Source organism: Pseudomonas pichavaramensis (assembly GCF_050473265.1).
Lineage (GTDB): Bacteria > Pseudomonadota > Gammaproteobacteria > Pseudomonadales > Pseudomonadaceae > Aquipseudomonas.
Genome location: NZ_JBJKFJ010000005.1, coordinates 166139 through 185519, shown reverse-complemented (window position 1 = coordinate 185519; position 19381 = coordinate 166139). Strand labels below are relative to the sequence as shown.

At 63.4% G+C, this 19381-nt stretch carries 20 protein-coding genes, 2 tRNA genes and 1 pseudogene; 12 read left to right on the top strand and 11 right to left on the bottom strand.

Features of this window, described 5'->3' with window-relative positions:
- The first annotated feature begins 1 nt into the window (after position 1).
- Genes ACJRW5_RS10415 through ACJRW5_RS10405 form a run of 3 tightly spaced genes read left to right on the top strand, consistent with a single transcriptional unit; the run spans position 2 to position 1858 of the window.
- The gene (locus ACJRW5_RS10415; RefSeq protein ID WP_484570437.1) at positions 2-997 is read left to right on the top strand and encodes a 2-hydroxyacid dehydrogenase; all 996 of its coding nucleotides are present in this window, start codon (positions 2-4) and stop codon (positions 995-997) included.
- 27 nt (positions 998-1024) lie between these two features.
- Positions 1025-1456, top strand: a complete 432-nt coding sequence (locus tag ACJRW5_RS10410) for a hypothetical protein (RefSeq protein WP_047590002.1) — start codon at positions 1025-1027, stop codon at positions 1454-1456.
- A gap of 3 nt (positions 1457-1459) precedes the next feature.
- Positions 1460-1858, top strand: coding sequence for an META domain-containing protein (locus ACJRW5_RS10405; protein ID WP_484570436.1), 399 nt, complete (start codon positions 1460-1462; stop codon positions 1856-1858).
- 216 nt (positions 1859-2074) lie between these two features.
- Here the strand turns inward: ACJRW5_RS10405 and dinB are convergent, their stop codons facing one another.
- The gene (dinB, locus tag ACJRW5_RS10400; protein ID WP_484570435.1) at positions 2075-3130 is read right to left on the bottom strand and encodes a DNA polymerase IV; all 1056 of its coding nucleotides are present in this window, start codon (positions 3128-3130) and stop codon (positions 2075-2077) included.
- A 144-nt stretch (positions 3131-3274) separates the two neighbouring features.
- Between dinB and ACJRW5_RS10395 the strand changes: the two genes are divergently transcribed.
- From ACJRW5_RS10395 to ACJRW5_RS10385, 3 genes are all read left to right on the top strand, one after another.
- Positions 3275-3351: transfer RNA gene (locus ACJRW5_RS10395), tRNA-Met, on the top strand.
- Between the two features lie 115 nt (positions 3352-3466).
- Positions 3467-3543 (top strand) — tRNA-Met (locus tag ACJRW5_RS10390).
- Positions 3544-3678: 135 nt separating this feature from the next.
- On the top strand, positions 3679-4224 hold the full coding sequence (locus ACJRW5_RS10385) for a cytochrome b (protein ID WP_484570434.1): 546 nt from the start codon (positions 3679-3681) through the stop codon (positions 4222-4224).
- 161 nt (positions 4225-4385) lie between these two features.
- Here the strand turns inward: ACJRW5_RS10385 and fabV are convergent, their stop codons facing one another.
- Positions 4386-5591, bottom strand: coding sequence for an enoyl-ACP reductase FabV (gene fabV, locus ACJRW5_RS10380; RefSeq protein WP_484570433.1), 1206 nt, complete (start codon positions 5589-5591; stop codon positions 4386-4388).
- On the opposite strand from fabV, the gene ACJRW5_RS10375 reads away from it, so the two are divergent.
- The 6 genes from ACJRW5_RS10375 to ACJRW5_RS10350 all read left to right on the top strand — a co-directional run bounded on the left by ACJRW5_RS10375 (position 5580) and on the right by ACJRW5_RS10350 (position 10225).
- On the top strand, positions 5580-5765 hold the full coding sequence (locus tag ACJRW5_RS10375; RefSeq protein WP_279532676.1) for a hypothetical protein: 186 nt from the start codon (positions 5580-5582) through the stop codon (positions 5763-5765). The genes fabV and ACJRW5_RS10375 overlap by 12 nt on opposite strands.
- 317 nt (positions 5766-6082) lie before the next feature.
- The gene (gene rimO / locus ACJRW5_RS10370) at positions 6083-7405 is read left to right on the top strand and encodes a 30S ribosomal protein S12 methylthiotransferase RimO (RefSeq protein ID WP_484570432.1); all 1323 of its coding nucleotides are present in this window, start codon (positions 6083-6085) and stop codon (positions 7403-7405) included.
- Between the two features lie 219 nt (positions 7406-7624).
- On the top strand, positions 7625-8338 hold the full coding sequence (locus tag ACJRW5_RS10365; protein WP_484570431.1) for an rRNA pseudouridine synthase: 714 nt from the start codon (positions 7625-7627) through the stop codon (positions 8336-8338).
- 46 nt (positions 8339-8384) lie between these two features.
- The gene (locus tag ACJRW5_RS10360) at positions 8385-8591 is read left to right on the top strand and encodes a hypothetical protein (protein WP_484570430.1); all 207 of its coding nucleotides are present in this window, start codon (positions 8385-8387) and stop codon (positions 8589-8591) included.
- Between the two features lie 10 nt (positions 8592-8601).
- Complete coding sequence (tsaA, locus tag ACJRW5_RS10355) at positions 8602-9303, top strand: tRNA (N6-threonylcarbamoyladenosine(37)-N6)-methyltransferase TrmO (RefSeq protein ID WP_484570429.1); 702 nt, start codon at positions 8602-8604, stop codon at positions 9301-9303.
- A gap of 148 nt (positions 9304-9451) precedes the next feature.
- On the top strand, positions 9452-10225 hold the full coding sequence (locus ACJRW5_RS10350; RefSeq protein ID WP_484570428.1) for an SDR family oxidoreductase: 774 nt from the start codon (positions 9452-9454) through the stop codon (positions 10223-10225).
- Between the two features lie 3 nt (positions 10226-10228).
- Here the strand turns inward: ACJRW5_RS10350 and ACJRW5_RS10345 are convergent, their stop codons facing one another.
- The 9 genes and pseudogenes from ACJRW5_RS10345 to ACJRW5_RS10305 all read right to left on the bottom strand — a co-directional run bounded on the left by ACJRW5_RS10345 (position 10229) and on the right by ACJRW5_RS10305 (position 19372).
- Complete coding sequence (locus ACJRW5_RS10345) at positions 10229-11092, bottom strand: methyl-accepting chemotaxis protein (protein WP_484570584.1); 864 nt, start codon at positions 11090-11092, stop codon at positions 10229-10231.
- A pseudogene (locus ACJRW5_RS10340) lies at positions 11087-11272 on the bottom strand (HAMP domain-containing protein); the annotation flags it as partial. The pseudogene ACJRW5_RS10340 and the gene ACJRW5_RS10345, both read right to left, overlap by 6 nt.
- Positions 11273-12498: 1226 nt before the next feature.
- Complete coding sequence (locus ACJRW5_RS10335; RefSeq protein ID WP_484570427.1) at positions 12499-13959, bottom strand: sodium-dependent transporter; 1461 nt, start codon at positions 13957-13959, stop codon at positions 12499-12501.
- A 91-nt stretch (positions 13960-14050) separates the two neighbouring features.
- A complete protein-coding gene (gene maiA, locus ACJRW5_RS10330) occupies positions 14051-14701 on the bottom strand; it encodes a maleylacetoacetate isomerase (RefSeq protein ID WP_484570426.1) in 651 nt (216 codons plus the stop codon).
- A gap of 99 nt (positions 14702-14800) precedes the next feature.
- Complete coding sequence (locus ACJRW5_RS10325; RefSeq protein ID WP_484570425.1) at positions 14801-15787, bottom strand: fumarylacetoacetate hydrolase family protein; 987 nt, start codon at positions 15785-15787, stop codon at positions 14801-14803.
- 66 nt (positions 15788-15853) lie between these two features.
- Positions 15854-16990 (bottom strand): homogentisate 1,2-dioxygenase, encoded by a 1137-nt coding sequence (locus ACJRW5_RS10320; RefSeq protein ID WP_484570424.1) that lies wholly within the window; start codon positions 16988-16990, stop codon positions 15854-15856.
- A gap of 4 nt (positions 16991-16994) precedes the next feature.
- A complete protein-coding gene (hppD, locus tag ACJRW5_RS10315) occupies positions 16995-18077 on the bottom strand; it encodes a 4-hydroxyphenylpyruvate dioxygenase (RefSeq protein WP_484570423.1) in 1083 nt (360 codons plus the stop codon).
- Positions 18078-18311: 234 nt separating this feature from the next.
- A complete protein-coding gene (locus ACJRW5_RS10310) occupies positions 18312-18638 on the bottom strand; it encodes an antibiotic biosynthesis monooxygenase family protein (protein ID WP_484570422.1) in 327 nt (108 codons plus the stop codon).
- Positions 18635-19372 (bottom strand): CTP synthase C-terminal region-related (seleno)protein, encoded by a 738-nt coding sequence (locus ACJRW5_RS10305; RefSeq protein WP_484570421.1) that lies wholly within the window; start codon positions 19370-19372, stop codon positions 18635-18637. The genes ACJRW5_RS10310 and ACJRW5_RS10305 overlap by 4 nt, the downstream gene beginning before the upstream one ends.
- Positions 19373-19381: the final 9 nt, after the last annotated feature.

The following is a 19381-nucleotide window of genomic DNA, read 5'->3' as shown; positions in this document are numbered from 1 at the left end:
CATGCGAATCTGCCTGTTCAGCAGCAAACCCTACGACCGCGAGTCCTTTCTGGCAGCCAGTTGTCCGTCCGACTGGCAACTGCACTTTCACGAAGCCCGCCTGACACCCGACAGCCTCGCCCTGGCCGCTGGCAGTGAAGTGGTCTGCGCCTTCATCAATGACGATTTGTCGGCGCCGGTGCTGGAAGGCCTGGCCGCTGCCGGCACGCGCCTGATCGCCCTGCGCTCGGCCGGCTACAACCATGTCGACCTGCATGCCGCACAGCGTCTGGGGTTGCCGGTCGTGCGGGTACCGGCCTATTCGCCACACGCTGTGGCGGAACATGCCGCAGCACTGGTGCTGGCCCTGAACAGACGCATCCACCGCGCCTTCAACCGCACCCGTGACGGCGACTTTTCCCTGCACGGTCTGACCGGCTTCGACCTGCATGGCAAGACCGTTGGCGTGATCGGCGGCGGCAAGATCGGCCAGACATTCGCCCGCATCATGCATGGTTTCGGCTGCCAGGTGCTGATCTACGACCCATTCCCCATCAGCGGGCTCGACACACTCGGCGCTCGCCGGGCTGAACTCGATGAACTGATCAGCGACAGTGACATCCTCAGCCTGCACTGCCCGCTGACCGAGGCCAGCTACCATTTGATCGACGCCGCTCGCCTGGCGCAGATGAAACACGGCGTGATGCTGATCAATACCGGTCGCGGCGCACTGGTCGATGCTCCGGCGCTGATCGATGCCCTGAAAAGCGGCCAGCTCGGCTATCTGGGCCTGGACGTCTACGAAGAGGAATCCGAGCTGTTCTTCGAGGATCACTCCGACCGACCGCTACAGGACGATACCCTGGCCCGATTGCTGACCTTTCCCAACGTCATCATCACTGCTCACCAGGCCTTTCTTACCCGCGAGGCGCTCGGCGCCATTGCCCGCACTACACTGGACAACATTGCCGCCTGGGTCGCAGGCACCCCGAGCAATGAGGTCAGGGCCGGCGCGTGATAGCATGCCGGCTGATCCGGAGGACCCATGGCCGAACACGATTTCCGTTACACCCTGCTCAACCCGCAACACACTCTCACCGAATGCCGCGCACTGGCTCCGGGCCGCTATCAGGTCACCGGTAACGGTGGCTCGATCCAGGCCAACGATGTACTGCTGGTCACCCTCAAGGGCAGCCGCGACCTGCACATGCGCCTGCAGGTGGAGAAGGTCCGTCACCTGATCAATCCACCTGGCCAATGGCTGGCCGTATGCAAAGGCCCGCAGTTCAAGGAGCTGGCCATCCATAACTGGCAAGTCAACTGCGACGGCTGCGGCAAGCAGCTGGACTTCGAATTCGCCGTCGATGCGGCGCTGGGCAAGGCGGCTCAGGCTCCTGCGGCCGAAGCACGCATTGCCGAACTGGGCTGGCGCAACGACGCTGGCCGTCATCTCTGCCGCACCTGCCAGGAGGCCTGAGTCATGTATCGCGCCCTGTCCCTTACCCTGCTTGCCGCCGCACTGGCTGGTTGCACCAGCAATGCACCGCAACTGGAAACCGAACGCAGCTATCGGGTGGAGTGGATTGGCGAACGCCCACTGATCGACCGCAGCCACCTGACCATCACCTTTGCCGCCGACGGCCGCGCCCATGGCAATGCCGGCTGCAACCACTGGTTCGCTGGCTATGCGCTGAATGACGACGCGCTGACCTTCGAAGCCCCAGGCAGCACCCGCAAGATGTGCGCGCCTGCACTGATGGAGCAGGAGCAACGCTTCCTCACCGCGCTGAGCCAGATCAAACGCTGGGACTTCAACGCCATCGGCCAGCTGCAACTCTGGCCAGCCAGCGGCAAACCGATCCGCCTCTGGGCCGAGTAACGCGGCGCTCGCCCTACAGGACACGCACTGCTCCTGTAGGAGCGGCTTCAGCCGCGATAACAACTCGCCGCTAAAGCACCTCCCACATTAATTGCACTCACCATCCGTAGCCCGGATGCAATCCGGGCCCAGGCTCAAGAAAAAACCGGATGTCATCCGGGCTACACACCGACAGGACGAGCCCCTACAGGTTTCGCTGACTTGCAGCCTGACGTCCTATGTCGCAAACAGCTCCAGTTGCTCCTGCCGCCCACGCAAGTCATGCAACCTGACGCCGACTCCAAGCAGCCGCACCGGCTTGTCGCCACGCGCGAAAGCGTTGCTCAGCAATTGCCGATAGCTTTCCAGATCCCGGCTGGCCCCTGCCTGCTCCAGAGTGGTCTGGGTAAAGTCATGGAACTTGACCTTGACGAAGGGCTTGTCCGGTCGATAGCTGGCGTCCAGGCGCTGCAGGCGTCCGTTCATTTCCTCGATCAGCGCTGGCAGCTTGTCCAGACAGCTGTCCAGGTCCGGCAGGTCCTGATCGAAGGTGTGCTCGACGCTCAATGACTGCCGCCGGCTATCCACCTTCACAGCACGCTCGTCGATACCATGCGCCAGCCCCCACAAGCGCTCACCGAAACTGCCGAACTCGCGTACCAGCGCCAGCTTGTTCCAGTCACGCAAATCCAGGCAGGTACGTATGCCCAGGCGCGCCAACTTGTCCGCCGTAACCTTGCCGACACCATGCAGCTTGCTTACGGGCAACTCGGCGACAAAATCGTCCACCTGATCCGGGGTGATGACGAACAGCCCGTTAGGCTTGCGCCAGTCGCTGGCGATCTTGGCCAGGAACTTGTTCGGCGCTACACCCGCCGACACGGTGATGTGCAGCTCCTGCGCCACGCGGCGGCGGATTTCCTGAGCGATACGCGTGGCACTGCCGGAAAAATGCGGCGACTCGCTGACATCTAGGTAGGCCTCGTCCAGCGACAACGGCTCGATCAGGTCGGTGAACTGGCGAAAGATGCCGTGGATTTCCCGCGACACGCTGCGGTAGACCTCGAAGCGCGGCTTGACGATCAACAGGTCCGGGCACAGCTTCAATGCATGCCGTGACGACATCGCCGAGCGCACGCCATAGGCGCGCGCTTCGTAATTGCAGGTGGCGATCACGCCGCGCCGATCCGCCGAACCGCCCACAGCCAATGGGCGACTGGCCAGACTCGGGTCGTCGCGCATCTCGACAGCGGCGTAGAAGCAGTCGCAGTCAATGTGGATTATCTTGCGCACAACACCCTCGAAAGCCTCGCACGGTCTGGCCTGAAGCCCTGAAGTCTAACAGCTGTTTAACGCTAAGCATCTGAGTTGAAAACACTTTTCTTACAAATAGCGGTTGACACCCAAGTATCTGGCTGTAGAATGCCGCCCCACAGACGCGGGATGGAGCAGTCTGGTAGCTCGTCGGGCTCATAACCCGAAGGTCGTAGGTTCAAATCCTGCTCCCGCAACCAGCTTCACGAAAAGGCCACTCAATCGAGTGGCCTTTTTGCTTTGGCGAAAATTAATTTTTTCGATTAAAAGCAAGAAATCGATTGACAACGCTTTGCGCAAGCGTAGAATTGCCGGCGCGGGATGGAGCAGTCTGGTAGCTCGTCGGGCTCATAACCCGAAGGTCGTAGGTTCAAATCCTGCTCCCGCAACCACCTTCAGAAAAAGGCCACTCAATCGAGTGGCCTTTTTCGTTTGCGCGCTTTATCCCCTTCAGACTTTCTTAAGCTGGCCGGTCTATCCTCGACTACGCCTGCAATGGAAGCAGGTTAACCGATGAGGACAAGCGGATGACGCGCATCCAGACCCAACGCTACTTACCCCTTTCCATTGCCCTGCACTGGCTGATGGCCCTGCTGCTCGTTGCGGTGTACGCCTGCATCGAGCTCAAGGGCAACTTCGCCAAGGGCAGCGACACCCGAGAACTGCTCAAGCACTGGCACTTCATGCTTGGTCTGGCTGTTTTCGCCCTAGTCTGGCTGCGCCTGTTGGCACGCCTGCTGAGCCCCACTCCGGCAATCGAGCCGCCGTTACCGACCTGGCAGTCGCTGCCGGCAAAGCTGATGCATGTAGCGCTTTATGCGCTGATGATCGGCGCACCACTCGCCGGCTGGCTGATTCTCAGCGCCGCGGGCAAACCCATTCCGTTCTTCGGCCTTGAGCTGCCTGCACTGACCAGCCCGGACAAGGCACTGGCCGGACAGATCAAGGAATGGCATGAACTGGCCGGCGTCGCCGGCTACTGGTTGATCGGCCTGCACGCCGCAGCGGCCCTGTCGCACCATTACATCAGCCACGACAACACCCTGCTGCGCATGCTGCCTGGCCGCCGCTAAGGCGCACGGGGCAACCACGCCAGCAACAGGCGAATGGCTTGAGTCACACAGGGAAACGGCGTTGCCAGAGCGGGATGCGCGAAGGGAAGGAATGCGCAGCGGCAACCGCCAGAAGCTGAAACGCAGCCGCCACGGCGAAAACCGTGGCGGCTGCGTGCTACTTACAGCTCGACGCAGTCGAACTCGACGAAGGCGGAAACGTCGGCGTCATAGTCGATATCATCACGCTCGAAGCCGAACAGCTTGAGAAACTCGCGCTTGTAACCGGCGTAGTCGGTCAGGTCGAACAGGTTCTCAGTAGTGACCTGCGGCCACAGCGCCTTGCAGGCGTCCTGCACTTCGTCACGCAGTTCCCAGTCATCCAGACGCAGACGGCCTTCGCTGTCGACTTCGGCCGGCTGGCCATCGGTGCGGTACAGGCGGTCACGGAACATGCGGTTGAGCTGCTCGATGGTGCCTTCGTGCAGGCCTTGTTCCTTCATGATCTTGAAGACCATGGACAGGTACAGCGGCATCACCGGAATGGCCGAGCTGGCCTGGGTGACCACCGACTTCAGCACGGCAACGTTGGCGCCGCCGTTGATACCCTGCAGACGCTGGTTGAGGCGAGTGGCGGTTTCGTCCAGGTCCTGTTTGGCCTTGCCCAGCGCACCGTGCCAGTAGATCGGCCAGGTGATTTCGGTACCGATGTAGCTGAAGGCCTGAGTCTGCGCGCCTTCGGCCAGCACATCAGCCTGCTGCAGAGCGTTGATCCACAGTTCCCAGTCCTGACCGCCCATGACGGTGACGGTGTCGGCGATTTCCTGCTCGCTGGCCGGCTCGATGGACGCTTCGATGATCACGTCCTTGTTGGTGTCGATGGCGGTCGACTTGTACGGCTGGCCGATCGGCTTGAGCGCCGAACGCACCACTTCACCGGTCTGCGGCAGCTTGCGCACCGGCGAGGCCAGGGAGTAGATGACCAGGTCGACCTTGCCACCCATTTCGTTCTTGATCAGCTCGATGACCTTGGCCCGAGCTTCGTCGGAGAAGGCATCGCCATTGATCGACTTGCTGTACAGGCCATCGGCCTTGGCGAACTTGTCGAAGGCTGCAGCGTTGTACCAGCCGGCGGTGCCCGGCTTGGTTTCGGTGCCCGGCTTCTCGAAGAACACACCCAGGGTGTCGGCCTTGAAGCCAAACGCCGCGGTGATGCGGGCGGCCAGGCCGTAGCCGCTGGAGGCGCCGATCACCAGCACTTTTTTCGGACCATCTTCACGCACGCCCTGTGCGCGGGTGGCTTCGATCTGCTCGAGCACGTTGCGCTCGCAACCAACCGGGTGAGTGGTGGTGCAGATGAAACCGCGAACTTTAGGATGGATGATCAACTTGTATCCCTCATCAGCAAATTGGCCGGCGGCACGCTGAAACCTGCCACCAGCATCGAAATAACCCGAGCCCTCAAGCGGACCGGCGCACATCTTGGATTGTCAGGAGATATCGACGACGCAGCTGCGCTGCAAGCCACACCTTTCGACCATGGTGCGGCAATCCTGCGGTAAACAGGCGTTATCGGCAACCTTGCCTCTTGCGCCGCAGATCACACCGGCGGCGCAGGCGACGAGCGATCGCGGCTGAAGCCGCTCCTACAATAGCTATCTATATAGCCTGCACAGGAGCGGCTTCAGCCGCGCTACCTGACGCGCACACCACGAAAAAATGTGCGCTGCTCACGCAAGCGGCCTGACACTTGAGCACGCATCAACGCCGCCCGGCGCTGCCGGCCGTTTTGCTACTGGTAAAGCGCCCAAAGCGCCGCTAGAATTGCGCACTTTTTGATCAGAGGCGCCCACAAGGTGCCCGTTAGAGGTTAGCCCGCATGTCCACCGCCACCCCCAAAGTCGGTTTCGTCAGCCTTGGTTGCCCGAAGGCAACGGTCGACTCCGAACGCATCCTGACCCAGCTGCGCATGGAAGGTTACGAGATCGTGCCGACCTACCAGGATGCCGACGTGGTAGTGGTCAACACCTGCGGCTTTATCGACAGCGCCAAGGCCGAGTCGCTGGACGCCATCGGCGAGGCGATCTCGGAGAACGGCAAGGTCATCGTGACCGGCTGCATGGGCGTGGCCGAGAACAGCATTCGTGACGTGCACCCGAGCGTGCTCGCCGTGACCGGCCCGCAGCAGTACGAGCAGGTGGTCAACGCGGTGCACGAAGTGGTGCCGCCGAAGACCGAGCACAACCCGCTGATCGACCTGGTGCCGCCGCAGGGCATCAAGCTGACCCCGCGCCACTACGCCTACCTGAAGATTTCCGAGGGCTGCAACCACAGCTGCAGCTTCTGCATCATCCCGTCGATGCGCGGCAAGCTGGTCAGCCGCCCGGTGGGCGACGTGCTGAGCGAGGCCGAGCGCCTGGTCAAGGCCGGCGTCAAGGAGCTGCTGGTGATCAGCCAGGACACCAGCGCCTACGGCGTCGACCTCAAGTACAAGCTCGACTTCTGGAACGGCCAGCCGGTCAAGACGCGCATGCTGGAGCTGTGCGAAGCGCTGTCGGCGATGGGCGTATGGGTGCGCCTGCACTACGTCTACCCGTACCCGAACGTCGATGACGTGATCCCGCTGATGGCCGCCGGCAAGCTGCTGCCGTACCTGGACATCCCCTTCCAGCACGCCAGCCCGAAAGTGCTGAAGTCGATGAAACGCCCGGCCTTCGAAGACAAGACCCTGGCGCGCATCAAGAAGTGGCGCGAAATCTGCCCCGAGCTGACCATCCGCTCCACCTTCATCGTCGGCTTCCCGGGCGAGACCGAGGAAGACTTCCAGTACCTGCTCGACTGGCTGACTGAAGCCCAGCTCGACCGCGTCGGCTGCTTCCAGTACTCGCCGGTGGAAGGCGCGCCGGCCAACGATCTGGGCCTGGAACTGGTACCGGACGACGTCAAGCAGGACCGTTGGGAGCGCTTCATGGCGCACCAGCAGGCCATCAGCAGCGCGCGCCTGCAGGCCAAGATCGGCCTGGAGATGGACGTGCTGGTCGACGAAGTGGACGGCGAAGGTGCCGTGGCCCGCTCCTGGGCCGACGCCCCGGAGATCGACGGCAGCGTGTTCATCGACTCCACCAACGTCAAGCCGGGCGACAAGGTGCGCGTGCGTATCGTCGATGCCGATGAGTACGATATGTGGGGCGAGCTGGTCTGATTTAATCAACGGTCTGCTGCGCGGCGCGTCGGCCAGGCGTTGTTGAAGTCGCCCTCAGCGTGCTCACTTACAACATTAAGCTGCGCGCCTTCGGGCAACTTCGCCTAGCCTGGCTCTAGCTCGCGAGACCTTGCCCCGCAGTTGCCTGCAGAGCCGCGCTTCGTGCGCGGAGCCCGTAATCACGGCCTGAACTGTTTTTCTTTCTGCCCGAGCCCTGTCATGAGCGACCCCATCCGCCTGTCCAAACGCGTCATCGAACTGTTCGCCTGCTCCCGCCGCGAGGCCGATCTGTATATCACCGGCGGCTGGGTCAGCGTCGACGGTGAGGTGGTCGAGGCGCCGCAGTTCAAGGTTGCCGAAGGGCAACGCGTGGAGCTGCTGCCCGGCGCCAGCCTCGATGCGGTGGAGCCGGTCAGCCTGCTGCTGAATGCTCCGGCCGGCAGCTACGGCGAAGCCCTGCTACGCCTGCCGACGCGCGACAATCACTGGCAGGACGACCCGCACGCCCAGCGCATCCTGCACGGTCACTTCCTGCGCCAGGAGCAGAGCCTGCCGTTGCAGAAAGGCGCCAGCGGCCTGGTCATCCTCAGCCAGGACTGGCGCGCCCAGCGCAAGCTGCGCGAGGACGGCAGCAAGCTGGAGCAGGAATACCTGGTGGACGTCACCGGCGAGATGGCGCCCAACGGCCTGGAACGCCTGAAGAAGGGCCTGTTGCACAAGGGCACCCAATACCCGCCGTGCAAGGCCAGCTGGCAGAGCGAGCAGCGCCTGCGCTTCGCCCTGAAGAACCCGGCGCCTGACCTGCTGCGCCAGCTCTGCGCCGCCCTCGGCCTGCAGATCCGCGAGATGAAGCGCATCCGCGTCGGCGGCGTGCCGATGGCCAAGCTGCCGGTTGGCGAGTGGCGTTATCTGGGTGAAAAGGAACGCTTCTGAGAAACCCATGTTAGGGTTCGCTTCTCAAGCTCTGGAGATTGTCACCATGCGCCCCCTGCTTCTGACTGCCCTGCTCGCCCTGAGCCTGCCCAGCTTCGCCGCGCCCGCACCCTTCTTCCTCTGGCAAAGCAAGGCCGATGGCCACCTGACTTGCGCCCAGACCAGTCCCGGTGAAGGCTGGCTGCGCTTCACCGGGCCGTTCCGCGATGCCGGCTGCCGGGAAGCGTACGACGCACCGGTCAACCGCCGCTAAGTAGGCCACCATGCAGCATCAGGTTTCGCCGGTCGGTATCGTCCGCTCGTGTTTCAAGGAAAAATTCGCAATCCCCCGCCAGCCGCACCTGGCACCCGCCGCGCGCGGCGTGTTGGAGTTGCTGCCGCCGTTCGATCAGGGCGAGGCGGTGCAGGGGCTGGAGCAGGTCAGCCATGTCTGGCTGCTGTTCCTGTTTCATCAGGCGCTGGAAGACAAGCCACGGCTGAAGGTGCGCCCGCCGCGCCTGGGCGGCAATCAGTCGGTCGGTGTGTTCAGCACCCGCGCCACGCACCGGCCCAACGGCATCGGTCAGTCGGTGGTGCGCCTGGAGAAGGTGGAAGCGGGTCGTCTATATCTGTCCGGCATCGATCTGCTCGACGGCACCCCGGTGCTGGATATCAAACCCTACGTGCCCTACGCCGACAGTGTCACCGACGCGCACAACGCCATGGCCGATGCGCCGCCGGCGCTGATTCCGGTTAGCTGGCAGGACGCTGCCCTGCAACAGGCGCAGGCCCATGGCCTGCGCCTGAACGAGCCACTGGTGGCGCTGATCGAACAGTGCCTGGCCCAGGACCCGCGCCCGGCCTACCAGCAGCCAGGCCCGGAGCGCCGCTACGGCGCGCGTTTCTGGGATCTGGATGTGCACTGGCACTACCCCGCGCCGGGGCAGATCTGCGTGCTGGATGTGCAGTTGGCATCCCACGGCTGAAGCCCGCACCACAGAACGCTGATCCCGCGGGAGAAGCTTCAGACACGACAGCGCAAACGCATGAAGCGGCATTTCGCTTGGCAATGATGCCTGCTTTCCGCCGCATCACCCCCTAGGGTAAGGGCCTCACTATCCTGCGAGGTCCTGCATGCATCCCTATTTTTCCCTGGCCGGGCGCACCGCGCTGGTCACCGGCGGCACCCGTGGCATCGGCCTGATGATCGCCAAAGCCTTCGTCGAGGCTGGCGCCCATGTTTATGTCTGCGCCCGTGACGGCGAAGCCTGCGCGCAGACCGCCGCCGAGCTGTCAGCGCTCGGCCAATGCACCGGCATCGCTGCCAACCTGGCCAGCGAGGAAGGCGTACAGGCACTGGCCCGTGAGCTGGGCGAGCGCATCCAGCGCCTGGATATTCTGGTCAACAACGCCGGTACCACCTGGGGTGCGCCGCTGGAAAGTTATCCGGCCAAAGGCTGGGAAAAGGTCATGCAGCTCAACGTCACCTCGGTATTCAGCTGCATCCAGCAGTTGCTGCCGCTGCTGCGTGAAGCGGGTTCCGCGGATTGTCCGGCACGCGTGATCAATATCGGTTCGGTGGCCGGCCTCAGTGCCATGGGCGAGCAGGCCTATGCCTACGGGCCGAGCAAGGCTGCACTGCATCAACTGTCGCGCATGCTGGCCAGGGAGCTGGTGAGCGACCACATCAACGTCAACGTGATCGCCCCAGGGCGCTTCCCCAGCAAGATGACCCGCTTTATCGCCGAGAACGAAGCTGCGCTGGCCGCCGACACGACCGTGATCCCGATGAAACGCTGGGGCCGCGAGGAGGAAATGGCAGCCCTGGCGCTGAGCCTGGCCGGCAGCGCCGGGGCTTATATGACCGGAGCCGTCATCCCTATCGATGGCGGCTTCCACCTGGGTTGAGGATCAAGTGCGGAACTGCCCGACCAGCCCCTGCAGCTCCACACCCAGACGCGCCAGCTCGGCGCTGGACGAGGCCGTCTGCTCGGTGGCGGTGGCGCTCTGCTCGCCAATATCACGCACGCGAGTCACGCTCTCGTTGATCGCCTCGGCCACCGCGCTCTGTTCCTCGGCAGCCGCGGCGATCTGCTGGTTCATCTGCTCGATGGTGCTGACCGCCTGGGTGATTCGGCCCAGCGCATCGCCCGCCTCGCCAGCCAACTCCACGGTGCGCCGGGTCAGCTCGCGACTGCTGTCCATCTGCTGCACGGCGTCCTTGGCCATACGCTGCAAACTGGCGATCAAGCTTTCGATTTCCTCGGTGCTGTCCTGCGCACGTTTGGCCAGCGCCCGTACTTCGTCGGCGACTACCGCGAAACCGCGGCCCTGCTCACCGGCGCGCGCCGCCTCGATGGCCGCATTGAGCGCCAGCAGGTTGGTCTGCTCGGCGACGTTGCGGATCACCTCCAGCACACTGCCGATGCGCGCACTTTCCTTGTTCAAGGCCTCGATGGCCTCGGCAGACTGCTCCACCTCGCCGGCCAGGCTGTCGATCTGATCGACGGCCTGTTGCACCACGCGGTTGCCCTGCTGCGCCTCCAGGTCGGCGTCGCGCGCCGCCAGTGAAGCTTGCTCCGCATTCTGCGCCACTTCCTGCACGGTGGCGGCCATCTGATGCATGGCGGTGGCGGTCTGCTCGGTCTCGAGCTTCTGGGTCTGCACACCGGCACTGGTCTGCGCGGTAATCGCCGACAGTTGCTCGGCCGCTGCGGCAATCTGGCCGACGCCACCACCGATGCGTCCCACCAGATTGCGCAGGCTGACGGTCATGTTCTGCATCGCCGCAAGCAACTGGCCCACCTCGTCGCGGCGGTCCTGCGGGATGTCCTGGCTGAGATCACCAGCCGCAATACGCTGCGCGAAGCTGACAGTCTGGCGCAGCGGCACGACGATCAAACGGGTGATCAACAGGGAGGCACAAAGCCCCAGCACGATGGCGGCAGCGCCCATGACGGCCAGCACCAACAGGGCGCGCTGGCTGCCGCCGAGCATGCTCTGCTCGGCGCTGGCCTGAGCAGACTTAGCCAGATCGACCACCGAACGCGCCCGCTCGATCATGGCCTTCTCGGTTGCCTGATTCTGCTCGCGCAACTGTTGGTAGTAGAGAAAGGAGCGCTGATACAGGGTCAGCGCCTGCAAGGCGGTGTCGATGGCAGCCTTCTGATCGTCGTTGAGCCAGACGCTGAGGCTGCTCGCGACGGTCTGCAGATCTTCGCTGACGTACTCCCACTCCTTCAACGCATCGGGAGAACCGTCGATGATGTAGAGGCTTTCCTGGCCACGCAGATCGAGCATGCGCTTGCTCAGGCCGGAGGCAGTTTCCGCCAGGGTCAACGGATCGCTGCCACGCAGGCGGTCGCCCTGCAGGCGCAGTTCACGCACCGCGTCATACATGTCCAGTTCAATCACTTCGAACTGGTCGCGTGCCTCGGCTGCTGCGCTACGCATATCCTGCCGCGCCTCGCGCGCCTTGCCTTGCTGCTCGACGTAATTGTCGAACTGCTTGAGGTACTCGGCGGCGGCCTGCTGCATGGTTTGCACGCGGGTGTTCTCCAGATTTTCCTGGACGAGCTGTTCCAGCATGCCCTGAACCTTGCGCAGGCTTTCACGCACGCGCTCGGCGTTCTCCGGGGTTTGCTCGATGGCGAAATTACGCTCCAGACGACGCGCCTGAAGAATTTCCTGGTTCACCTGCGCCAGTTGGCCGACCTCGGCATGCCCGTTGAGCACGGCCTGGACGGCGAAATAACCACTGCCGGTCATGGCTGCCGTTAGCAACAGCACGAGGCCGAATCCGATGAGAAGTTTCTTGCCAACGCTAAGGTTGGCGAATAGACGCGCGGCAGGCTTGAACATAGGGGGGATAGCTCCAGTTCTTCTTATTGCAGCCACACCTCGTGGGCGCGACCTGATCGGCTGACTACGCAACTGCTGTGCCATACCGAGTACAGACTATCGGCAGGGATGGCGCGCCGCTTGAGTACTGGCAATTCGCCAAGCAAGGTTCCTGATTATGTCTAGTGCAATATTGCTCAGCGGCCAACTTCGGCAAATATCCGCTTACTGGCGCCGAATAACTGGCGACTTCCCGCCTAGTGGATTTCCTGCCCGCAACGCTCCAAGAAAAAAGGCGCAGTTTCTGCCGAAACTGCGCCTTGCTCGAAGCCGGCCCGTGCTCAGCGCCCGGCAAGCGCCGGCATCACACGGGGACGCAACAGCTCACCCGCCACGGCCAAGGCGCCAATGGCACCGGCGATCCAGTACCACTGGGCAATGGGGTCGAACATCAACCATCCCAGCGCATGCAGGAACACCACCATGATCAGCACGGGGCTGACATAACGCACCATGAACAGCCACAGCGCATAGCCGGCAGGCGGCAGGCCGAGTTCGTCGCGCATGATTTCACCGCGCAGCGCATAGCCCGCAAGAATCACCATAAAAATCCCACCCAACGGCATCATCCAGCGCGACGTCAGGTAGTCCAGCCAGTCGAAGAAGTTCTTGCCCAAGGGCGTCCAACCCGACAGCAGGTTGAACGAGAGCATGGCCAGAAGACTGATCAGCAGCAGCACCGTGCCAGCAACCACCGCGGCGCTCAGGCGGCTGACACCATGCTTCTCGTTCAGATAGGCCACGGTGGCCTCGATCATCGAGATCGCCGAAGTCAGCGCAGCGATCGACACCATGGCGAAGAACAGCACGCCGAAGGCCGTGCCGAACGGCATCTGCTGGAATGCCAGCGGCAGGCTCATGAAGATCAGACCCGGCCCCGCACTTGGGCTCAAGCCGTTGGCGAAGATGATCGGGAAGATTGCCAGGCCGGCCAGCAGCGCTACGCAGGTATCGCAGATGGCGACCATGAAGGTGGTCCGGGCAATGGACTGACCATCGGGGATGTAGGAGCCGTAGGTGAGGATCGCCCCGGAGGCCAGGCTCAGGGTAAAGAAGGCGTGGCCCAGCGCCGCCAGCAGCGCTTCGCCGGTGATCTTCGAGGCATCGAAATGGAAGAGGAAGCCGAAACCGGCGCTGAAGCTGCCGCTGGTCAGGGCGTAGCCGACCAGCACGACAAGCATCAGGGCCAGGCCCGGCATCATCCAGCGCACGGCATTCTCGATACCCTGCTGCACGCCCTTGGCCACGATCCACAGGGTCAGCAGCGCCACCAGCACGCTCCATCCACCCAACTGCCAGGGGTTGGCGTTATGCGCCTCGAACACACCACCGAGCGCCTCGACGCTGGTAGCGGCCAACGAGCCATCGAGCATCTTCCAGGTGTAGGCAAACGCCCAGCCGGCGACGACCACGTAGAAACACAGGATCATGAAACCGGAGAGCATGGCCATGCCGCCGACGGCCCTCCACAGCGGGTTGCCGTTGTTCTCGCGCACTACACGACCGATGGCGTCGATGGGACTGCCACGGCCACGGCGGCCGATGGCGATCTCGGTCATCATCACCGGAATGCCGATGGCCAGGATGCAAGCCAGGTACATCAGCACGAAGGCGCCGCCGCCATACTCGCCGGTGATGTAGGGGAATTTCCAGATATTGCCCAGACCGACGGCCGAGCCGGTTGCAGCGAGGATGAAGCCCCAGCGCGAGAGCCAGAGATTCTTCGGTTTTTCACGAGTCATGCGTCACCTGCTTGTTTTTATCTGTGACGGGATCGGACCCGCCGCGCTTGTGGCGCGGCGGAATGCAAGGCTTGGATGAAAGCCGGAGGTGTCACTGGGCGTCGGGCTGCACCTCCGGCGCGGCCAGTCGGAAGGCCTCCAGAGGTTCGCAACGCGCCGCCAAGGCGACAATGCGTGGGTACGCGGCAAGGTCACAGTTAAAACGCCGCGCATTATACAGCTGCGGGATCAGACAGGCCTCCAGATATCCGGGCCGTTCGCCGAGTGACAAGCGTCCGTCAAACACAGCCAGGCCCTCCTCCACCGCCGCCAGGCCGAGTGCGACCCAATGCTGGTACCAGGCGGTCTTCGCGGCATCGGAGGCGCCCAGCTCATTGCTCAGGTACTGCAGCACGCGCAGGTTGTTCAGCGGGTGTACGTCACAGGCGATATGCAGGGCCAGTGCCCTGACCTGGGCACGCTCGGCCGGGTCGGCGGGCAACAGTGCCGGCACCGGGAAGATTTCCTCCAGGTATTCGATGATCGCCAGCGACTGGGCAATGCGCACGCCGCCATTCTGTTCGTCGACCAGCAGCGGCAACAGGCCCTGCGGGTTCAGCGCGCGGTAGTCGGCGCTGTGCTGCTCCCCTCCGTCGCGAACCAGATGAACCGGCAACTGTTCGCAGGCCAGACCTTTGAGGTTGAGGGCGATGCGCACGCGGTAGGCGGCGCTGGAGCGCCAATAACCGTAGAGTTTCAACATTGCGGATTCCTTTCGAAACGCAACCTGCGTAGGAGCGGCTTTAGTCGCGATTCAACCGAGCATCGCGGCTAAAGCCGCTCCTATAGTCGCGCCGATAGATCAGCGGGCGTCATAACGCTCCACCACCTGATCGATGGCACCGAAGATGCTCTGGCCGGCTGCATCGAACATCTCGATACGCACCCGATCACCGAAGGCCAGGAAAGGCGTTTTCGCCTCGCCCTGCTCGACGATCTCCAACATGCGTTTCTCCGCCAGGCAGCTCGAGCCAGCACTGCGGTCGTAATTGGACACGGTGCCCGAACCGATGATGCTGCCGGCGCCCAATGGCCGGGTCTTGGCGGCATGGGCGACCAGGGTCGGGAAGTTGAAGGTCATGTCCACGCCGGCGTTCGGCTGGCCGAACAGCGCGCCGTTGATGTGCGACACCAGCGGCCGATGCACCTTGCCATCCCTCCAGCTGTCGCCCAGTTCGTCCGGGGTCACGGCCACCGGCGAGAAGCTCGACGACGGCTTGCTCTGGTAGAAACCGAAGCCCTTGGCCAGTTCGCCGGGGATCAGGTTGCGCAGCGACACGTCGTTGACCAGCATCAGCAGGCGGATGTGGCCCGCCGCTTCGGCCGGCGTGGCGCCCATCGGCACGTCGTCGGTGACCACCGCCAGTTCGGCCTCCAGATCGATGCCCCAGGCTGCGTCGGCCAGGCGAATCGGGCTGTGCGGCGGGATGAAGGCATCGGCACCGCCCTGGTACATCAGCGGGTCATGCCAGAAGCTTTCCGGCATCTCGGCGCCACGGGCCTTGCGTACCAGCTCCACGTGATTGACGTAGGCACTGCCATCGGCCCAGTGGTAGGCACGCGGCAGCGGGCTGTGACAGGCCGCCTGGTCGAAGGCGAAGGCGCCCTCCTCCATACCGTCGTTGAGACGCTGATAGACCGCCTCCAGCCTGGGCCGCAGCGCGTTCCAGTCGTCCAGTGCGGCCTGCAGGGTGGCGGCGACCTGCGGCACGCGCACAGCGCGACTGAGGTCACGGGAGACCACGACAAGAACCCCGTCGCGACCCTGATTCAGTGATGCGAGTTTCATTGCTCAAACCTCGTAGGGTGCGCCATGCGCACCATTGCAATCATTCCTCGGTGCGCTCGGCGCACCCTACTTCAGCCCCGGCGCGCGCCAGGAGTTGACGTACTCGGGCACATCCACCGCGCTGGCGGCCTCGGCCACCTCCAACGCACGACGGGTGTCGATCATCACGGCCACCTCGTCGATGAAGGTCGCCGGATCGACCTGGCTTTTCTTCAGCGCCTTGGGGTGCGGGCCGTGGGGGAAGCCGCACGGGTGCAGGGTGACCATGCCCTGCTCGATGTTGTCGCGGCTGAAGAAGTTGCCACGGTGGTAGAACAACACCTCGTCATAGTCATCGTTGTTGTGGAAGAACGGCACCTTGAGCGCGCCCGCATCGGACTCCACCGGCCGTGGCGTGAAAGTGCAGATCACGAAACCATTGGCCACGAAGGTGGTGTGCACCGACGGCGGCAGGTGGTAGCGATGGCTGACCAGCGGGCGTATGTCGCGCCAGTTCAGACGCACCACGGTGTTGTCGCCATGCCAGCCGACCACATCCAGCGGGTTGTAGGGATAGGTCACGGTGCTGATCTGGTCGCGCCGCTTGATGCGGATCTGCCAGGTGTTCTCGTCCTGCTGCGCCTTGAAGGCATCGTCGATATGCGGATGCTCCAGCACAGCCGGGTCGAAGATCGCCTGTGGACCGAGCAGGCCCTTGTCCGGCAGCTGGTAGGCGCCGTCGGTGTTCTCGATCAGCAGGAAGTAGCTCGGCTCGCTGGCCTCGATGCGCCAGGCGGTACCGCGCGGGATCAGCAAATAGTCACCGTCGCGGTACTCCAGGTGGCCGAAGTCACAATAGAAATGTCCGCTGCCCTCGTGGACGAACAGCAACTCGTCGCCATCGGCGTTGCGCACCAGGTGGCGCATGGCGCCGTGGGTACGCCAGACGCGCAACTTGACGTCGGCGTTGTGCAGGGTCAGCGGCGCCGCCAGCGGGCAGTCGCGCTCGCTGGGGATGTCGTTGAAGTTGAACGCATGCGGGCGCAGCGGGCCTTCCCAGTCGATCCAACCCGTCGGCGCATGCTTGTGATGCAGGTGCGCGGTGGGGCCGAAGAACCCCTCGCGGCCCATCTCGCGCTCGTAGGTGTCCTGCGGCAGGTCGCAATGCGCCTGCCGCGAACAATCGCCCTCACGCAGGGGAAAGCTGATCCATTGGCGGCTCATGGCATCACTCCTCAGAGATCACACCGCGACGCAGCTGGTCCTCTTCAATGGATTCGAACAGCGCCTTGAAGTTGCCCTCGCCAAAGCCCTGGTTGCCCTTGCGCTGGATGATCTCGAAGAAGATCGGGCCGATCACCGTGTTGGTGAAGATCTGCAGCAGGATGCCGTCGTCCCCTGGCGCTCCATCGATCAGCAGGTTCAGCTCGCGCAACTGGCCCAGTGGCTCGCCATGACCGGCGACGCGGCTGTCGACCTTCTCGTAATAGGTGTCCGGGGTGGTCATGAAGTCCACGCCATTGGCGCGCAGCTGGCGCACGGTGGCGTAGATGTCGTCGGTGCTCAGGGCGATGTGCTGGATACCCTCGCCATGGTATTCGCGGATGAATTCCTCGATCTGCGACTTGTCGTCGGCCGACTCGTTGATCGGGATACGGATCTTGCCGCAGGGCGCGGTCATGGCACGGGAGAACAAGCCGGTGAGCTTGCCCTCGATGTCAAAGTAGCGAATCTCGCGAAAACCGGCGATGCGCTCGTAGAAACCGGACCATACGTCCATCTGGCCGCGACGCACGTTGTGGGTCAGGTGGTCGATGCACTGCAGGCCAACGGCGTTGTCGTTGGGGCTACGGCCTTCGATGTACTCGAAGTCGACGTCGTAGATGTTCTTGTCGCCATAGCGATCCACGAGGTACAGCAAGGAGCCGCCGATGCCCTCGACACAGGGGATTTTCAGTTCGCCGAAGTTGGCGTGACTGCCGACCAGCGTGGCGCCCTGCTGCTCGACGTAGGCAGCCGCCTGGGCCGCATTCTTCACGCGGAACGCCATGGCGCAGGCACTCGGCCCGTGTTTCTCGCCGAAGGCACATACATGGCCTGTAGGGCTGCCATTGAGGACGATGTTGATGTCGTTCTGCTGGAACAGCCAGACTTCCTTCGAACGATGCTTGGCGGTTTCGGTAAAGCCCATGGCCGTGAACAACTGACGCAGTTGCTCGATGCCTTCGGCGCTCGGTGCGGTGAATTCAACGAACTCGAAACCGTCGGTCCCGATGGGGTTGTGCTGCTCGATCTTGGCCACGGCGTTCATTCTGCCTCCTGATTGTCATTGTTATGGCAAGCGCACGAATGCGTTGCGGACAACCTCATGACAACCGAGCGCAGAGCCGCTCTCAAGATGGCTTGCGGCATCTCGCCGCGGTGGCCGAGTGCAGCAATGGCAATTATTCCTTACAGCCCTGAAAGTCTGGCGGGCGGAGCATCCACAGCCCTGTAAAGCGTAAGATTTTCTTTACAGCGTGGCGAGTGGGCTTGCCGCTGGGCGTCAGTCCGGGCGCGCAAAAGCGTAGGCACGCTCCACCTTGGCCACGCGCGTGACGAAGGCCGAGTACCAGGTGCTGCGTCCCTGCTCGCGGACCTGCGTGTGTTCGGCATGCTCGCGCCAGGCGCGAATGGCCTCCTCGCTCTGCCAGTACGACAGGGTGATCCCCAACCCGTCGCTGCGCGCCGACTCCACGCCGAGAAAACCAGGCTGCCGGGCGGCCAGCTCGAGCATGCGCTGCGCCGCCTCGGCGTAGCCGGCGTCGACGTCCGTGCGCAGCGAGGTGAACATCACCACGTAATAGGGCGGCTGCGGCGTGGCCGCGATCACGAAGCCTGCTCCAGATGGGCCTCATGCACCGATTGCACCGCACAGGCCCCGACCAGCCCGGCCACCAGCGGCGGCAGACGACCTTGCAGCGCAGCACGCTCGGGCTGGAACAGGGTGGCGATGAAGAACGGATGGTCCTCCAGCTCAATGGCGCGCACCGCACCGGCCTCGTCAAGCCCGGAGGCCTTCAGCGCCTGCGCCATCAGCGGCTCGACGAAGGCATCGACCAGGCCATAACGGCACAGGTACTGCTCGCTGATTTCGCGCACACCGTACAGTTCGGCAATACGCGACCCCGAAACCAGGTGCACGCGCTCGCTGACATCCTGCAGGGCACAGGCCAGCGGCGCGATCAACGGCGTTTGCGCCTGCGGCGACAGCTCGGCGTGTTCGGCATCCGCCCAGCCCAGGCGGTTGCGCGCATATTCGAGCAGCGCATGCTGGAAGCCACCGCAGGTGCCGAGGAACGGTACGCCCTGCTCACGGGCGAAGCGGATAGCACGCAATGCCCCATCGGCACTGGCATAGGGGCTGCCCGGTACGCACCAGATACCGTCATAGGCCATCAGAGTCGCGTCATCGACGATGCTGTCGGTACCCAGCCAGTCGTGTTCGACCGCCACGCCCAGGGCTTCGGCAGCCAGCCTAAGCGCCTCGGGAATGGCCCGGTGCGCGGTGATCGCCGCATTGAATTCACCCACCAGGGCGACCCTGACTCGACACTTGCTATACATGCTCCTCTC

Bases quoted from the DNA above. Each gene is read 5' to 3' on its own strand.
- ACJRW5_RS10415 (WP_484570437.1), top strand. From the start codon at position 2: ATGCGAATCTGCCTGTTCAGCAGCAAACCCTACGACCGCGAGTCCTTT.
- ACJRW5_RS10410 (WP_047590002.1), top strand. From the start codon at position 1,025: ATGGCCGAACACGATTTCCGTTACACCCTGCTCAACCCGCAACACACT.
- ACJRW5_RS10405 (WP_484570436.1), top strand. From the start codon at position 1,460: ATGTATCGCGCCCTGTCCCTTACCCTGCTTGCCGCCGCACTGGCTGGT.
- ACJRW5_RS10385 (WP_484570434.1), top strand. From the start codon at position 3,679: ATGACGCGCATCCAGACCCAACGCTACTTACCCCTTTCCATTGCCCTG.
- ACJRW5_RS10375 (WP_279532676.1), top strand. From the start codon at position 5,580: ATGGATGATCAACTTGTATCCCTCATCAGCAAATTGGCCGGCGGCACG.
- rimO (WP_484570432.1), top strand. From the start codon at position 6,083: ATGTCCACCGCCACCCCCAAAGTCGGTTTCGTCAGCCTTGGTTGCCCG.
- ACJRW5_RS10365 (WP_484570431.1), top strand. From the start codon at position 7,625: ATGAGCGACCCCATCCGCCTGTCCAAACGCGTCATCGAACTGTTCGCC.
- ACJRW5_RS10360 (WP_484570430.1), top strand. From the start codon at position 8,385: ATGCGCCCCCTGCTTCTGACTGCCCTGCTCGCCCTGAGCCTGCCCAGC.
- tsaA (WP_484570429.1), top strand. From the start codon at position 8,602: ATGCAGCATCAGGTTTCGCCGGTCGGTATCGTCCGCTCGTGTTTCAAG.
- ACJRW5_RS10350 (WP_484570428.1), top strand. From the start codon at position 9,452: ATGCATCCCTATTTTTCCCTGGCCGGGCGCACCGCGCTGGTCACCGGC.
- ACJRW5_RS10345 (WP_484570584.1), bottom strand. From the start codon at position 11,092: ATGACCGTCAGCCTGCGCAATCTGGTGGGACGCATCGGTGGTGGCGTC.
- ACJRW5_RS10335 (WP_484570427.1), bottom strand. From the start codon at position 13,959: ATGACTCGTGAAAAACCGAAGAATCTCTGGCTCTCGCGCTGGGGCTTC.
- maiA (WP_484570426.1), bottom strand. From the start codon at position 14,701: ATGTTGAAACTCTACGGTTATTGGCGCTCCAGCGCCGCCTACCGCGTG.
- ACJRW5_RS10325 (WP_484570425.1), bottom strand. From the start codon at position 15,787: ATGAAACTCGCATCACTGAATCAGGGTCGCGACGGGGTTCTTGTCGTG.
- ACJRW5_RS10320 (WP_484570424.1), bottom strand. From the start codon at position 16,990: ATGAGCCGCCAATGGATCAGCTTTCCCCTGCGTGAGGGCGATTGTTCG.
- hppD (WP_484570423.1), bottom strand. From the start codon at position 18,077: ATGAACGCCGTGGCCAAGATCGAGCAGCACAACCCCATCGGGACCGAC.
- ACJRW5_RS10305 (WP_484570421.1), bottom strand. From the start codon at position 19,372: ATGTATAGCAAGTGTCGAGTCAGGGTCGCCCTGGTGGGTGAATTCAAT.